This is a genomic window from Paenarthrobacter sp. CAP02 (assembly GCF_040137855.1).
Lineage (GTDB): Bacteria > Actinomycetota > Actinomycetes > Actinomycetales > Micrococcaceae > Arthrobacter.
In genome coordinates, this window is sequence record NZ_JBEEII010000004.1 from 34,730 (window position 1) to 49,772 (window position 15,043).

At 64.8% G+C, this 15,043-nt stretch carries 14 protein-coding genes; 10 read left to right on the plus strand and 4 right to left on the minus strand.

Annotated elements, in window-relative coordinates; genetic code table 11:
* The first annotated feature begins 119 nt into the window (after positions 1-119).
* From hemE to ABHM97_RS08045, 10 genes are all read left to right on the plus strand, one after another.
* Complete coding sequence (gene hemE, locus ABHM97_RS08000; protein ID WP_349470248.1) at positions 120-1,235, plus strand: uroporphyrinogen decarboxylase; 1,116 nt, start codon at positions 120-122, stop codon at positions 1,233-1,235.
* A 5-nt stretch (positions 1,236-1,240) separates the two neighbouring features.
* Positions 1,241-2,740, plus strand: a complete 1,500-nt coding sequence (gene hemG, locus ABHM97_RS08005; protein ID WP_349470250.1) for a protoporphyrinogen oxidase — start codon at positions 1,241-1,243, stop codon at positions 2,738-2,740.
* A 72-nt stretch (positions 2,741-2,812) separates the two neighbouring features.
* Complete coding sequence (hemQ, locus tag ABHM97_RS08010) at positions 2,813-3,514, plus strand: hydrogen peroxide-dependent heme synthase (protein WP_349470251.1); 702 nt, start codon at positions 2,813-2,815, stop codon at positions 3,512-3,514.
* Positions 3,511-4,734: a ferrochelatase gene (locus tag ABHM97_RS08015; RefSeq protein WP_349470252.1), complete on the plus strand. Its 1,224-nt coding sequence runs from the start codon at positions 3,511-3,513 to the stop codon at positions 4,732-4,734. Before hemQ ends, ABHM97_RS08015 begins: the two co-directional genes overlap by 4 nt.
* On the plus strand, positions 4,731-5,729 hold the full coding sequence (gene hemC, locus ABHM97_RS08020; protein ID WP_235520663.1) for a hydroxymethylbilane synthase: 999 nt from the start codon (positions 4,731-4,733) through the stop codon (positions 5,727-5,729). Before ABHM97_RS08015 ends, hemC begins: the two co-directional genes overlap by 4 nt.
* A gap of 4 nt (positions 5,730-5,733) precedes the next feature.
* Positions 5,734-6,591: a uroporphyrinogen-III synthase gene (locus tag ABHM97_RS08025; protein ID WP_235520662.1), complete on the plus strand. Its 858-nt coding sequence runs from the start codon at positions 5,734-5,736 to the stop codon at positions 6,589-6,591.
* Positions 6,588-7,568 carry a porphobilinogen synthase gene (gene hemB, locus ABHM97_RS08030; RefSeq protein ID WP_235520661.1) on the plus strand — a complete coding sequence of 327 codons (981 nt, stop codon included), beginning with the start codon at positions 6,588-6,590 and terminating at the stop codon, positions 7,566-7,568. The genes ABHM97_RS08025 and hemB overlap by 4 nt, the downstream gene beginning before the upstream one ends.
* The gene (locus ABHM97_RS08035; protein WP_349470253.1) at positions 7,568-8,647 is read left to right on the plus strand and encodes an LLM class flavin-dependent oxidoreductase; all 1,080 of its coding nucleotides are present in this window, start codon (positions 7,568-7,570) and stop codon (positions 8,645-8,647) included. The genes hemB and ABHM97_RS08035 overlap by 1 nt, the downstream gene beginning before the upstream one ends.
* A gap of 43 nt (positions 8,648-8,690) precedes the next feature.
* A complete protein-coding gene (hemL, locus tag ABHM97_RS08040) occupies positions 8,691-10,010 on the plus strand; it encodes a glutamate-1-semialdehyde 2,1-aminomutase (protein ID WP_349470254.1) in 1,320 nt (439 codons plus the stop codon).
* A 146-nt stretch (positions 10,011-10,156) separates the two neighbouring features.
* Entirely contained in the window at positions 10,157-11,410 is a 1,254-nt protein-coding gene (locus ABHM97_RS08045) for a glycoside hydrolase family 3 N-terminal domain-containing protein (RefSeq protein ID WP_349470255.1), read from the plus strand.
* Positions 11,411-11,491: 81 nt separating this feature from the next.
* Here ABHM97_RS08045 and ABHM97_RS08050 read toward each other — a convergent pair whose 3' ends face one another.
* The 4 genes from ABHM97_RS08050 to ABHM97_RS08065 form a co-directional block, all read right to left on the minus strand.
* Entirely contained in the window at positions 11,492-12,229 is a 738-nt protein-coding gene (locus ABHM97_RS08050; RefSeq protein ID WP_211714242.1) for an amino acid ABC transporter ATP-binding protein, read from the minus strand.
* A complete protein-coding gene (locus ABHM97_RS08055) occupies positions 12,226-12,990 on the minus strand; it encodes an amino acid ABC transporter permease (RefSeq protein ID WP_257369247.1) in 765 nt (254 codons plus the stop codon). Before ABHM97_RS08055 ends, ABHM97_RS08050 begins: the two co-directional genes overlap by 4 nt.
* Positions 12,991-13,002: 12 nt before the next feature.
* Complete coding sequence (locus ABHM97_RS08060; RefSeq protein ID WP_235520656.1) at positions 13,003-13,953, minus strand: ABC transporter substrate-binding protein; 951 nt, start codon at positions 13,951-13,953, stop codon at positions 13,003-13,005.
* 340 nt (positions 13,954-14,293) lie between these two features.
* Complete coding sequence (locus ABHM97_RS08065; RefSeq protein WP_349470256.1) at positions 14,294-15,004, minus strand: 3'-5' exonuclease; 711 nt, start codon at positions 15,002-15,004, stop codon at positions 14,294-14,296.
* Positions 15,005-15,043: the final 39 nt, after the last annotated feature.

Consider the following 15,043-nt stretch of genomic DNA (forward strand, 5'->3'; position numbering starts at 1 on the left):
ATATGGCGCCGTGGTGATCCACACGCGGATGCGTGATCCCCGCCACAGCGGCTCCTTTTGGGCTCGACGTGACAGCTTGTCGTTATCTTTTGCCCCGGATTTTCGGCACAATCAAAGGCATGACTTCTAGCTCGGCAGCATCCCAGAGTACGGCCTCCAACGCCCCGGCGGGAGCCCTCGGCCCCAACCACCCGCTGAAGGACGGCCGTACCTCGGACTCGCCGCTGATCACGGCATACCGTGGCGGCAAGCCGTCGCGGCGGCCGGTGTGGTTCATGCGCCAGGCCGGCCGTTCCCTTCCTGAGTACCTCAAGGTCCGCGAAGGCGTTGCCATGCTGGACTCGTGCCTGCGTCCTGAACTCGCCGCCGAGATCACGCTGCAGCCCGTCCGGCGCCACGACGTCGATGCCGCCATCTTTTTCTCGGACATCGTCATTCCCTTGAAGCTGGCGGGCGTTGGCGTGGATATCGTGCCCGGCGTGGGGCCGGTCCTGGACAAGCCCGTCCGCACGGCTGCCGATGTCGCCGCTCTTCCCACCCTGACCTGGGAGGCACTGGAGCCAATCCGTGAGGCCGTGCGCCTGACGGTCGCGGAGCTCGGAAAGACTCCGCTGATCGGCTTCGCAGGTGCGCCGTTCACGCTGGCCGCCTACATGGTTGAGGGTAAGCCCTCCCGCGACCACCTCGGCCCGCGGACCATGATGCACGCCGACACTGAGACCTGGAACGCGCTGGCCAACTGGGCCGCCGATACGTCGGGAATGTTCCTCCAGGCGCAGCTGGAAGCCGGAGCCTCGGCCGCGCAGCTCTTTGACTCCTGGGCAGGCTCCCTGGGCCTTGCCGACTACACCAAGTACGTAGCACCGGCCTCCGCCCGCGCACTGGACCATGTCCGGGACCTCGGTGCTCCGTTGATCCACTTCGGCACCGGCACGTCCGAACTCCTGGTTGCCATGCGCGACGTCGGGGTGGACGTGGTGGGCGTGGACTACCGGCTTCCCCTTGATGAAGCGAACCGTCGCCTTGGCGGGGCCGTTCCGTTGCAGGGCAACATCGATCCCGCACTGCTGTCCGCGCCCTGGGACATCCTGGAGGCGCATGTCCGCGAGGTTATCGCAGCCGGCGCCCACGCCCCGGGCCACGTCCTGAACCTGGGCCACGGCGTCCCTCCGGAAACGGATCCGACCGTCCTGACCCGCGTCGTGGAACTCATCCACTCGATTCCGGCAGAGTAGGGCTCATGCGCGGCGGACATCCAACGCCCACAGCCCGTCCCGCAGGACCACGTGCCGTGGTGGTGGGCGGTGGCATTTCAGGGCTCCTTGCTGCGCGGGAACTTGCCATGGCCGGCATGCCGGTCACGGTCCTCGAGGCCACCGGCGCCTGGGGTGGTTGCGTGGGCAGCCACGTAGTCGCAGGGCTCCAACTGGACAGCGGCGCAGAGTCATATGCCACGAGGTCTTCGGCGGTAGCCGACCTCGCCAGGGAGCTCGGACTCGGCGACAGGATCGTAGCCCCGCACCCCGGTGGTGCCTGGGTGCAGCTGCCGGACGGCCCGCAGGAGTTGCCCAAGACCGGAGTCCTCGGCATACCAGCCAACCCCTGGGACCCGGAGGTCCGGCGTTCACTGGGCTTCCTCGGTGCCGTGCGCGCCTCCTGGGACCGGTGGTTGCCGGCGTCGGTGGGTACGTCCTCGGACGTCACCAGTGTTGCCTCCCTTGTGCGGACCCGGATGGGCAGGAAAGTCCTGGAACGCCTTGTTTCCCCAGTGGTGGGCGGTGTCCATTCCGCCGACCCCGCCCTCCTGGACGTGGACATGGTTGCGCCCGGGCTCCGGGCTGGAATCCGAACACACGGTTCCTTGTCGGCGGCCGTCGCAGCCCAGCGCAAAGTTGCTGCCGTCCCGGCCGGCGACAATGCGTCAGCCCGGAAAACAGGCTCCGGGCTTGCCAAGGCGGGTTCCGCCGTCGCCGGCTTGGCAGGCGGCATGAACACCTTGGTGACTGCCTTGGTGGCCGACCTCCGCGGGCGTGGTGTGGACCTGCTCACCGGAACTGCGGCGACGGACGTCGTGAAGACTTCGGCCGGTTGGCGTGTCACCGCCGGTGATTCCCCGTACGACGCCGGCCACCTGGTGGTTGCGCTGGACGGCCCGGCGGCTGTGGGCCTGTTAGAGAAGTCGCTGCCGGCATTGTCCGACCTGCGTCCGGCGCCAGGGCCCTTGGTGAGCCTGGTGACGATGGTGGTTGACGTGCCAGAACTTGATCGGCGACCCCGCGGAACCGGCATCCTCGTGGCGCCACAGACCCCGGGGATCACAGCGAAGGCGCTGACGCACGCCACGGCTAAATGGGATTGGCTTGCCGGGGAAGCCGGTCCTGGAACCCACGTGCTGCGGCTGTCCTATGGTCGCCGCGAGGATGCGGGTGGATCCCCGGATGTGGTCCTGGATGACGAATCCCTCCTCTCGGCGGCCTTGGCCGATGCCTCACAGTTGTTGACGGTGCCGGTATCCCGGGCGGATGTTGTGGATTGGGATGTGGTGCGCTGGGCAGGTGCCCTGCCGTTCGCCGCCGTCGGTCATAAACAGCGCGTGGCGCACGTCCGTGAGGTGTGCGCCGCTGCGGAGGGGCTGACGGTTGTCGGAGGGTGGTTGGCAGGCAACGGCTTGGCCGCGGTCGTGTCGGATACCCGGAAGCAACTCAGCGAGGCAATCAAGCGCGGGCCCGCCATTGTGTGATTTGTATCACTTCTACGCCCTGTAGAACTGATCCGTTTCGACTTAGCGCCATGCACGGGGCAAACTTGAACCATGAGCCACACTTCTGCCGAATCTGTCACTAAAACTGCTGGAACCGACGAGCAGTTCTTCACGCTTTGGACCGTCTTCAAGCGCTCGGCCGACGTCCTGCGCAGCGGCGAGGCTGCCCAGGAATTCGAAGCCCTGATCGAAACGCTCGCCGACGGCGGCGTGGTCCTCCGAGGTAGCTATGACGTGTCGGCGATGCGCTCGGACGCCGACATCATGGTGTGGCTCCACGGCGCCAAGCCCGAGGACCTGCAGTCCGCCGTCCGCTCCATCCGCCGCAGCAAACTGTTCGCAGGAACGGAAATTGTCTGGTCCGCCATGGGCGTGCACCGCGAGGCCGAGTTCGCCAAGAGCCACGTGCCCGCCTACGCGCGTGGCGTCGAGCCCAGCACCTGGCTCTGTGTCTACCCGTTCGTCCGCTCCTACGAGTGGTACATCCTGCCGGCCGAAGAGCGCGGCGCCATGCTCCGCGAACACGGTTTGCTGGGCCGCGAATTCCCGCAGGTCATCTCCAACACCGTCTCCTCCTTCGCGCTGGGGGACTGGGAATGGATCCTTGGACTTGAGGCACCGGAACTGGTGGACCTGGTCGACCTGATGCGCCACCTGCGCGACAGCGAAGCCCGCAACCACGTCCGTGAAGAAATCCCGTTCTACACCGGCCGTCGCATCAGCGCCGCCGAGATTGCTGAGGTCCTGGCATGAGTGAGCTCCCCCTTTCCACCGAACCGAACAGCGTCACCGAGCGCGGCCGCCAGGAACCCAAGAACTACGACGCCGTCCTGCTGGCGTCCTTTGGTGGACCCGAAGGCCAGGAGGACGTCATACCCTTCCTGCGCAACGTCACCCGTGGCCGTGGCATCCCCGACGAACGCCTGGAAGAGGTGTCGCACCACTACCGCGCGTTTGGTGGCATCAGCCCTATCAACCAGCAGAACCGTGAGTTGAAGGCTGCGATCGAAGCCGAGCTGGCACAGCGCGGAATCGAGCTGCCCGTCCTGTGGGGCAACCGGAACTGGGACCCGTACATCGCCCCCGTCCTGCAGGATGCATACGACGCCGGCCACCGCCGGATCCTGATGCTCACCACCAGCATCTACTCCTGTTACTCCAGCTGCCGCCAGTACCGCGAAGACATCGGCGTTGCGCTGACCGAAACCGGCCTGGACGGCAAGCTCGAGGTGGACAAGATCCGCCAGTACTTCGACCACCCTGGTGTGGTTCAGCCCTTCCTTGAGGGGACAGCCGCCGGGCTTGAAGAGATCCGGGGCAAGCTGGCTGCTGCCGGCGAAACCGACCCGGACTCGAAGATCCGTGTCCTGTTCGCTACCCACTCCATTCCCACCCGCGATGCCGAGGCCGCCGGCCGTTCAGACGACGAGCCGCGCGAGTTCGCTGAAGGATCTGCCTACGCAGCCCAGCACCTTGCCAACGCCAAGGCCATCATGGATACCGTGGCACCCAACGTCGCATGGGATCTGGTGTACCAGTCGCGCTCGGGCGCACCGCACATTCCCTGGCTGGAGCCGGACATCAACGACCACCTCGAGGAAATCGCTCCTGAAGGTGTCAAGGGCGTTGTCATTGTTCCCCTCGGTTTCGTCAGCGATCACATGGAAGTTGCCTGGGACCTCGACACTGAGGCGCTGGAAACGTGCCAGAACCTCAACATCGAGGCCACTCGCGTTCCCACGCCGGGCACGCATGCAGCCTTTGTTTCCGGTCTCGTGGACCTGATCTGCGAACGTACCGTGGATAACAACATCGCCGATCGTCCGCATGTCACCGACCTCGGACCGTGGTACGACGTGTGCCGTCCCAACTGCTGCGAGAACTTCCGCGGTGCCAAGCCTGTCATCGCCGAAGTCGGTACCCGCGTCGGCATCGGCCACGACGCGTACGCCGCGTCGGAGGCCGCCAAGTGACCGTCCGCATCGGCACCAGGGCCAGCAAGCTGGCCCTGACCCAGACGCAGCAGACTGCCGACAAGTTGGCTGCTGTCGGCGGTTTCCCGGTAGACCTCGTGCACATCCGGACCGAGGGCGACGTCAAGACAGGTTCCCTCTCCCAGATGGGCGGCACAGGCGTGTTCGTCGCGGCGCTCCGTGATGCGCTGCTGGCCGACACCTGCGATGTCGCCGTGCATTCCCTGAAGGACCTGCCCACAGGGGCGGCCCTTGGCCTGAGTATCGCTGCGACGCCAAAGCGCGTCGACGTCCGGGATGTCCTCTGCGCGCGCGACGGCATGACGCTCGCGGAACTGCCGGGTGGCGCGCAGGTGGGCACCGGCTCGCCCCGCCGTGCAGCCCAGCTTCGGGCCGCGCGGCCGGACATCGAGGTCCTCGATATCCGGGGCAACGTTGACACCCGCCTTGGCAGGGTCCCGGGGCTTCCGGGAAACACCACGTCCGAGGTTGTTCCCGGTAAGTCATGCGACCTGGACGCCGTGGTGCTCGCCGCTGCCGGCCTGGAGCGGATGGGCCGGCTGGACACCGTCAGCGAGTTCTTCGAAACCAGCGTCATGTTGCCGGCACCTGGGCAAGGGGCGTTGGCCATCGAATGCCGCACGGAGGATGCTCCCAACCAGGCAGGCACGACGGAGGGCTCCAACGGTGTGTTGGCGCAGGCCCTGGCCGCGCTGGACGACGACGACACCCGCCTTGCGGTGACAGCTGAGCGTGCGGTCCTTGCCAGGCTCGAGGCCGGCTGCGCGGCTCCCGTAGGTGCCTTCGCCTTCCGCAAGGGGAGCATGCTTCACCTCGAAGCTGCCGTCTGCTCCGTGGACGGGACCAAGACCGTGCGCGAGAAAAAGGCCACCGACGGCCTCACTGAGGTGGGAGCCACCCTGCTGGGCATCGAGGTTGCCGAGCTGTTGCTCGCCGCCGGCGCGGCGGAGATTGCGGATCTTGCCGCATCCTAAGCCCTTGGAAGCACAAACCTTGGCCGGCCGGCGCGTCCTAGTTACCAGGACCGCCGACCGCGCCCAGGCTTTGGCTTCACTCCTCACCGGAGCCGGTGCGGAGCCACTGGTTCTTCCACTGATCGATTTCGAACGGGCCCAAGACCAGTCCCCGTTGGATGAGGGCATTGACCGGCTTTCCGCGGGCGGATTCGACTGGCTGGTCGTCAGCAGCATCACCACGGTACGTGTCCTGCTGGAAAAGGCTGCCGAACGCGGTGTCACCCTTGCTCATCTGGTCCCCGCCGGGACCAGGGTGGCCACCGTGGGCGAGTCGACCAGGCGCGCGCTGGAGTCCGTTGGACTCACAGTTGCGCTGGCGCCCGTCGAGGCACAGTCGGCAGATGGCCTCCTTGAGCTCTGGACAGCGGCACCCGGCCAGGTCTTCCTGCCCCAAGCAGATATTGCCGCGCCGGGCCTCCGTGAAGGCCTTGCAGCGAAGGGCGCCGACGTTACTGCCGTGACCGCCTACCACACCGTTGATTTCCCGGCCCACACCGGGCGCCGCCTGACAGCGGAGCTGCCGTCCGCCGTCGTGGTTGAAGACCAAGCACCGCGGATCATGAGTCCGGCAGAAGCGCGGGAGGCCCTGGACGCCGGGACCATGGACGCCGTGGTGCTCGCCTCGCCCAGTGGCGCACGGCGCATCGCCAGGGACTTTCCGGGATTGGGCCGCTGCCAGGTCATCGCGATTGGACGTCCGACGGCGGCTGCGGCCTCCCAGCTCGGACTCGCCGTGGCTGCCACGGCCAAAGAACCAACACCGGACGGCATCGTGGCCGCACTGGTATCTGTTTTCGCCAACGAAGGGAACCCGCAATGAGCTTTCCAAACCATCGTCCCCGCCGCTTGCGCACAACTCCCGCCATGCGCAGGCTGACCGCCGAGAACCGGCTGGCCCCCGCAGACCTGATCCTCCCGGCATTCATCCGGGAGGGCCTCACCGAACCGAGCCCCATCAGCTCCATGCCGGGCGTCGTCCAGCACACCACCGACTCCCTGAAACGTGCTGCCGCCGAGGCCGTGCAGCTGGGAGTGGGCGGCATCATGCTGTTCGGCGTACCCGCGGTCCGGGACGCGCAGGGCACTGCGTCCCTTGACCCTGACGGTGTCCTGAACAAGGCAATCCGCGACGTCAAAGCCGAAGTCGGTGACGACCTGGTGATCATGGGCGACGTGTGCCTGGACGAATTCACCGACCACGGCCACTGCGGTGTACTGGACGCCGAGGGCTACGTGGACAATGACGCCACGTTGGAAATCTACGGCAAGATGGCAGTGGCCCAAGCAGATGCCGGCGCGCACGTCCTGGGCCCTTCGGGAATGATGGACGGCCAGATCGCCGTCATCAGGCAGGCCCTGGAGGAATCCGGCCACAAGAACACCGCGGTCCTGGCGTACGCCGCAAAATATGCTTCCGCTTTCTACGGCCCGTTCCGTGAGGCCGTTGATTCCCAGCTGAAGGGTGACCGCCGGACCTACCAAATGGACGCGGCCAACCGTCGCGAAGCCATCCTCGAAGTCGAGTTGGACTTGGAGGAAGGAGCGGACATGGTCATGGTCAAGCCGGCCATGAGCTACCTGGACATCCTTGCCGACGTCGCCGCCATGAGCCCGGTACCCGTCTCGGCCTACCAAATCTCAGGCGAGTACGCCATGATCGAAGCGGCTGCGGCCAACGGCTGGATCGACCGGCGTGGTGCCATCACCGAGTCCGTGCTGGGGATCAAGCGGGCCGGCGCCGATACCGTATTGACCTACTGGGCCTCCGAATTGGCAGGCTGGCTGAAGGAGTCCTGATGACCTCTGTTTCCTCCGATCCCACAGCACCGGTAGCTTCTGACCAGATCCTGCTCGGGCTGAACACCTTCGGTGACGCGGGACTCGACGCCGACGGAAATCCCAAGGAGCATGCCCAAGTCCTGCGGGAGCTGTTGGAAGAAGCCAAACTCGCAGACTCCGTCGGTCTCCATGCCTTCGGCGTGGGTGAGCACCATCGCCGGGACTTTGCCGTGTCGGCGCCGGAGGTTTTCCTCGCCGCGGCAGCGGCTGTGACGTCCCGGATCCGCCTCGGCTCGGCTGTCACGGTGCTGAGCTCGGACGACCCCATCAGGGTGTTCCAACGCTTCTCCACCGTTGACGCGATATCGAACGGCAGGGCCGAGGTGATGCTCGGACGGGGTTCGTTCGTGGAGTCCTTCCCGCTGTTCGGCCTTGACCTGGCCGATTACGAGGTCCTCTTCGAGGAAAAGCTTGAGCTCTTCGATAAAGTGCGCGCGCAGAAGCCGGTCCATTGGGAAGGCCGTACCCGCCCCAACGTCAGCGGGCTCCAGGTCTACCCGAAGCTGCAGCACCATCTGTTGCCCGCCTGGATCGGAGTAGGCGGAACCCCTGAGTCTGTACTGCGCTGTGCCGAATACGGATACCCGATCATCTTCGCCATCATCGGCGGAGAACCCCGCCGCTTTGCGCCCTTGGTGAATCTGTACCGCGATGCCATGGGCAAGTACGGCCACCCGATGCGCCAGATAGCGACACACTCACCGGGTTTCATCGCCGATACCGACGAGGCCGCCCGCGAAGAACTCTTCCCGCACTGGCTTGAACAGCGCAACAGGATCGGTGCCGAGCGTGGGTGGGGACCCGGCAACCGGGGCGAATTCGATGCGATGTGCGGTCCCGAAGGCGCTCTCTATGTGGGCTCTCCGGAAACCGTGGCGCAGAAGATCGCGCTCCTGAAGCGGAACCTCGGGGTTGACCGCTTCGACCTCAAATACAGCAATGGGACCCTGCCGCACCAATCCATGATGCGCTGCATCGAGCTTTACGGCACACAGGTGGCCCCACGGGTCGACGAGCTGCTTGCCGCGGCCTCGTAGGCGACGGCCCTGCCGCTGTTGAATCACTGAAAGAATAGGAACCATGACTTCAAACACCCCCGTGTCCGACCAGCTCTTCGACCGCGCCCGGTCCCTTATGCCCGGAGGCGTGAACTCCCCGGTCCGCGCCTTCGGATCCGTGGGTGGCAACCCGAAGTTCATGGTCTCGGCCAAGGGTGCCTACCTCACGGACGCGGACGGCAAAGAATACGTTGACCTGGTGTGCTCCTGGGGGCCGGCATTGCTGGGCCATGCCCACCCGGCCGTCCTCGACGCCGTCCACGCGGCCGTGGACCGTGGCCTGTCCTTCGGTGCCTCCACTCCGGACGAAGCCAACCTGGCTGCCATCGTCAAGGAACGTGTCTCCGCCGTCGAACGCCTCCGGATGGTGTCCACCGGCACGGAAGCCACCATGACGGCCGTTCGCCTGGCCCGCGGCTTTACCGGCCGCAACCTCATCATCAAGTTCGCCGGCTGCTACCACGGCCACCTCGATGGACTGCTCGCCGCGGCCGGTTCGGGCGTCGCCACTTTGGCCTTGCCCGGCTCGGCAGGTGTCACTGAAGCCACGGCAGCTGAGACATTGGTGCTGCCGTACAACGACCTCGCCTCCGTCGAAGCTGCCTTCGCCGCCCACGGCAACAACATCGCGGCCGTCATCACGGAAGCTGCGCCGGCCAACATGGGTGTCGTGACCCCGGGAGAAGGCTTCAACGCCGGTCTTTCGCGGATCACCAAGGAACACGGTGCACTGCTTATCCTCGACGAAGTGCTCACCGGATTCCGCACTGGACATGCCGGCTACTGGGGCCTGACTGGCCGCCAGGAGGGCTGGGCGCCGGACCTTCTCACCTTCGGCAAGGTCATCGGCGGCGGCATGCCGACGGCGGCACTCGGCGGACGCGCCGACGTCATGGACTACCTCGCTCCGGTTGGTCCGGTTTACCAGGCCGGCACCTTGTCCGGCAATCCTGTGGCCATGGCTGCCGGCGTGGCAACGCTGACGAACGCGACGCCTGAGGTCTACGCCCACGTCGATGCCCGGTCACTGGAGCTGTCCGCGGCCCTGTCGTCTGCCCTTGATGCTGCCGGAGTGGACCACTCCATCCAGAGGGCAGGCAACCTGTTCTCCGTCGCGTTCGGCACCTCCGCCCACGGTGTGCACAACTACGACGACGCCCAGGGCCAGGAATCTTTTCGCTACGCGCCGTTCTTCCACTCCATGCTGGACTCCGGTGTCTACCTTCCGCCGTCGGTCTTCGAAGCCTGGTTCCTGTCTGCAGCCCACGACGACGCAGCTATGAGCCGGATCTTCGACGCACTCCCGGCAGCTGCGAAAGCTGCGGCCGCCGCCTCCGCCTGACGTGGCCAGCCTGCCCCGGGGAGCTGCACCGCGCAGCTGCCCGGGGCATTGTTGTACCCGCACGGGGTAGGCTCGTAAGTGGAAACCCAACCCCAACGAATCAACGGTTTACCATGCGCAAGACCCAGACAATTGCATCCCTCGGAATGAGCATCGCGGCGGCTGGAGCTCTGCTCGCCATGGCGTCCGGCTGCTCGGCAGGCAACGGAAGTTCCGCCCAGAACCCAACTCAAGGGACGCCGTCGGCCTCCGCTTCCCCGTCATCAGCCGCCCCGGTTCCCAGCACCGCGGCGGCAACGCCCTCGGCACGGCCTTCTGCTCCAGCGGCCCCTGCTCCGGCCCCACAGCCGAGCACCGGCACCCCATCTGCGGCTGAACAGCAGCTCGCCACCCTGGACGTGGAACAACGCGTTGGACAGCTGTTCATGGTCGCTGCCAAGGCTACCGGCGCCGAAGCTGCAACCATGGCCGCGTTGAACAACTATCACGTGGGCAACGTCTACTTGAGCGGGCGCAGCAAAGCCGGAACGGCGACGACAGCGTCGGTGGTGTCAGCATTGACCGGCACGGTTTCCGCTGCCACAACCGGTGGGTTGCCGTTGTCTGTCGCCACAGACCAGGAAGGCGGATTCGTACAGGTCCTGTCCGGTCTGGGCTTCTCGCAAATACCCGCAGCGCTCATACAGGCAGGGGCAGGGCCCACCAAGCTCCGTGCCGACGCGGCCGTCTGGGGCAAGGAGCTACGCAGCGTTGGCGTCAATGTGAACCTTGCCCCTGTCCTGGATACCGTCACGAGTCCCGAATTTGCCCCGTCCAACGCCCCGATCGGCCACTTCCAGCGGGAGTACGGCTTTACACCCCACGATGTCTCGGTGCTGGGCAATGCCTTCGCTGATGGGATGAAGGATGCCGGCGTCGCTCCAGTAATGAAACACTTCCCGGGCCTGGGCCGAGTGGTTCCCAATACGGACGTCAGCAGCGAGGTCCGGGACACTTCCACCACCCGTAATGATCCCGCCCTGGAACCTTTCCAGGCAGCCATCAAAGGTGGCGCCCGGTGGGTCATGGTCTCAAATGCCTATTACGACAAGATCGACCCCGCCAACATTGCACCCTTTTCAGCGACCATCATGGACACCATGCTGCGGACTGATGCCGGGTTCACGGGAATCGTCCTGTCAGACGACCTCTGCAGCGCGGCTCAATTGGAAGCATGGTCCGATGCCGATAGGGCGCTGAACTTCTTTGCTGCCGGGGGAACCATGCTGGTGTGCGCCGATCCTGCCCGCATCCCCACCATGCACCAGGCCGTGGTGCAGAAGGCCCAATCCGATCCGGCGTTCCGTGCCAAGGTGGACGCCGCAGTGCTGACCATCCTGCGGGTCAAGGCCGGCCAGTAGCATCTGGTTCCGAACGCGGGAAACCCCGCCTCGCGCAGCCCCGAGGGGGCACGCAAAGCGGGGTTTCCTGTGGCTTCGCTTCTAAAGGACGTCCGAAAGGAAGCCCTGGAGACGCTCGGTGCGCGGATCCGTGAACAGCTGTTCCGGCGGGCCCGACTCCACGACCACACCGGCATCCATGAAGGTCACAACGTCGGAAACGTTGCGGGAGAAGCCCATCTCGTGGGTCACCACCACCATGGTCATGCCACCCTTGGCCAGGTCCGTCATGAGGGCCAGGACGCCCTTGACCAGCTCCGGGTCCAACGCAGATGTTGCCTCGTCGAAGAACATCACTTCCGGCTTCATGGCCAGCGCGCGGGCAATAGCCACACGCTGCTGCTGGCCACCTGAGAGGTTGGCCGGCCGGGAGTCCGCTTTGTGCTTCAATCCCACCAGGTCCAGCTGGTTCAGGGCCTCGTCCCGGGCCTGCTCCTTGGACATGCCACGGAGTTTACGCAGGGCGAGCGAGATGTTCTCTGCCACCGTTTTGTGCGGGAACAGGTTGAACTGCTGGAAGACCATGCCGATCCGGCGGCGCAGCTCATCAGGGTTGTCCTTGAGAACCGAACGCCCGTCAAGCAGGATGTCGCCTTGGTCCGGCTCGATGAGCCGGTTCATGACGCGAAGCAGCGTCGACTTGCCCGAACCGGAAGGACCGATCACCGAGGCTGTGGTGCCCTTCTCGACGTGCAGGTCGATGCCACGCAGGACATGGTTGCTGCCGAAGGACAAGTGGATGTTCTTGGCCGTCAATGTGCCTGAAACGAATTCACTCATGCTTGGGCTCCTTTTCCAACGACGGCTGCTGCTTCGTCCGGTTCTTTCTTCTCCGGACGGCCGGTCCGCATCCGGGCATCAATCCAGTTCACGAAGTGGGTGAGCGGAATGGTCAGTGCCAGGTAGAAGATGGCGGCAGCTACATAGGGGGACAGGTTGCCTGTGTTGGCCGCCGCGTCCTTGCCGATCTGGAAGATCTCACGCTCGGTTGCCAGGAGGCCCAACATGAAGACCAGCGACGACTCCTTGATCAACGCGATGAACTGGTTGACCAGGGCCGGAAGCACGCGGCGGATACCCTGGGGGACCACTACCAGGCGCATGGAGGAACCGTAGCTGAACCCGAGGGCACGGGTAGCCTCCAGCTGACCCTTGTCCACGCTCTGGATGCCGGATCGGAAGATCTCACCGATGTAGGCACCAGACATCAGGGACAGCGCCGCAATGGCCATGGGGTATGGGCTGGTTGAGCCTGTGAGTTCACGAACAATCGGGCCGAACCCGAATCCGATCACCAGGATGGTCAGCACCGGTGGAAGCCCGCGGAGAATGTCCGTGTAGATGCGGGCTATCCACCGTGCCGCTGCGTTCCGGGAAATCCCCATCAGGGCGAGCAGCATCCCGATCGCTGTCCCGATGACGCCGGAGACGACAGCCAGCACGATGGTGTTGGGCAAGCCGACGGCGAACATCTTGGGAAGGACTTCGCCTATCGCCTTCCAGTCAAAGAAGCTTTGGGCCAGTTGGTTGAGGATATCCATGGAACGTCCGGGTTACTTGGCGGGGATCTGGACGGCCTTGCTGCCCGGCTTCCAGCCCTGGGGGGTCTGCTCAGCAGCAGTCGGGCGGTCCTTGTACCACTCGGCCGTGAGCTTGGTCCAGGTGCCATCGGCGATCACAGCGTCCAAGCCGGAGTTCAGGGCATCGATCAGGGGCTTGTTGTCCTTATTCACTGCGTACGCGGTGAAGTTCTGGGTGTTGACGACCTTTTCGGCGATCTTGGTGTTGTCGCCTTCCTTGACCTGGCCTTCTGCCTGCTGTGACGGGGCCACCCAAGCGTCGATCTGGCCGTTCTTTACGTTGCCGTAGACCGTGTTGTAGTCAGGGAAACGGACAGGCTCGATCTTGAGCGTGTTGGTCATGTAGTCATCCTGGACGGTGCCCTGGACAACGCCGACGCGCAGGCCTTCCTTGATGTCGCCGAAACCGGTGACCTTGGAATCCTTCTTGGTGACAACGGCCATGTAGCCAAAGTCGTAACCGTTGGTGAAACCGACCGTCTTGCGGCGGGCGTCCGTGGTGGAGATCGAGGAGGATCCGACGTCGAACTGCTTGTTGCCCACCTGGGAGAGCAGTGCTGAGAAGTCAGTCGACGCGAATTCGACCTTGAGGCCCAGCTTGTCGCCGATAGCGCGGAGCAGTTCATTGTCGTAGCCGGTGAACTTGCCGGAAGGATCAATGAAGATGTTGGGCGGGGCGTCGGAGAGGGTGCCGACGCGAAGGGTGCCGTCGGTGATGAGGCCGAGCTTGGACTTGTCGATCTTGTCCAAGGGGGTGACGTCAGCGGTGGTGAAGGAGTCCAGGCTCTTTTGGTCGCTGCCGGCGAGGGCGTCGGTGGGGGTGCCACTCGGGGTGGAGGATCCACCGCCGCATGCTGCCAGGGAAATCACCAGGGCTGCGGCCACAGGGGCGACAGACAGCCACTTAGGGGCTTTGAATTTCATGAAGAAATCACTTTCATCGGGTCACGGAGACGTATCGCGGTGGGCGGGGAACACGGCAGCGAAACGAAAGTTGGCTGCCCTAGCAGACTTCAACCCGCCAAACTTAATTATGTCACCAGGGCCCCAGGCGCCAGTGAATCGAATAAGTGGGTGCCAACGCTCGGTTTAGCCGAATATAGTTCCTACCAGGAGTGCATTGCCCCTTGGACTATTCAACGGTGGGGCGAAGTCGTGGAATCCGCGCACGAAAACAAGCCTGATGGGGGTTCCCGAAATCAGGTGTGACTTGCGTCGCAGAACGTAATCCGCGGGGGGACGGTTCCGCTTGCGCGGTGCGCCGCTAGAAGCCGCCTCTGCTGGCGTCCTCGGGCGGAAGGACGGGCCATTCGCCCTCGATGACGGCCGTCGGCTTGCTGCGGCGGAGATACTGCTGGAAATCAGCCGCCTGCGAGGCCGCCCAGTCCACCTGCAACTGGTGGAGCGTGGATGCCGGCATCTGCAGCTTGGGAAACTTGCCGGCCATGGCGTCCAGCACCCTCAAGGTTGCCAGGGCATCCGCAGCTGACGTGTGGGCGTTGTTGAGGTCAACCCCGTATTCCTCGCACAGGGCGGTCAGGGTCCGCTTGCCCTTCCGGTAACGGTCTACCTGCTTGTTCATAATGTAGGGATCCAGCACGGGGAAGCGCGTCAATTGAGCAACGCCGTAGCGGGCGGATTCCGCCGCGAGGACCGTGAAGTCGTAACTGGCGTTGAAAGCGATGACCGGAGTGCCGTCGTCGAAAAGTCCCTGAAGAACTGCGGCTACCTCGCGGGTGACCTCTGCGGCGGGGCGCCCCTCGGCCCGAGCCCTTTCGGTGGTCACGCCGTGGACCTCGCTGGCCTCGGCAGGAATCTCCACACCCGGATCCGCCAGCCATTCATGCTCGGCGATGAGCTCTCCGCGTTCATCCACCACCGTGATGGATGCGGTGACGATCCGCGCTGACCGGGAGTTTTTCCCGGTGGTCTCGAGGTCGAAGGCGGCGCGGGAGAGAGTGTTCCAGGAGCTCATGTCTTCAAGCTACCGGCTGGCTCCGACACTATTTGGGCA

Coding starts and splice junctions, on each gene's coding strand:
- hemE (WP_349470248.1), top strand. CDS start 120: ATGACTTCTAGCTCGGCAGCATCCCAGAGTACGGCCTCCAACGCCCCG.
- hemG (WP_349470250.1), top strand. CDS start 1,241: ATGCGCGGCGGACATCCAACGCCCACAGCCCGTCCCGCAGGACCACGT.
- hemQ (WP_349470251.1), top strand. CDS start 2,813: ATGAGCCACACTTCTGCCGAATCTGTCACTAAAACTGCTGGAACCGAC.
- ABHM97_RS08015 (WP_349470252.1), top strand. CDS start 3,511: ATGAGTGAGCTCCCCCTTTCCACCGAACCGAACAGCGTCACCGAGCGC.
- hemB (WP_235520661.1), top strand. CDS start 6,588: ATGAGCTTTCCAAACCATCGTCCCCGCCGCTTGCGCACAACTCCCGCC.
- ABHM97_RS08035 (WP_349470253.1), top strand. CDS start 7,568: ATGACCTCTGTTTCCTCCGATCCCACAGCACCGGTAGCTTCTGACCAG.
- hemL (WP_349470254.1), top strand. CDS start 8,691: ATGACTTCAAACACCCCCGTGTCCGACCAGCTCTTCGACCGCGCCCGG.
- ABHM97_RS08045 (WP_349470255.1), top strand. CDS start 10,157: ATGAGCATCGCGGCGGCTGGAGCTCTGCTCGCCATGGCGTCCGGCTGC.
- ABHM97_RS08050 (WP_211714242.1), bottom strand. CDS start 12,229: ATGAGTGAATTCGTTTCAGGCACATTGACGGCCAAGAACATCCACTTG.
- ABHM97_RS08055 (WP_257369247.1), bottom strand. CDS start 12,990: ATGGATATCCTCAACCAACTGGCCCAAAGCTTCTTTGACTGGAAGGCG.
- ABHM97_RS08060 (WP_235520656.1), bottom strand. CDS start 13,953: ATGAAATTCAAAGCCCCTAAGTGGCTGTCTGTCGCCCCTGTGGCCGCA.
- ABHM97_RS08065 (WP_349470256.1), bottom strand. CDS start 15,004: ATGAGCTCCTGGAACACTCTCTCCCGCGCCGCCTTCGACCTCGAGACC.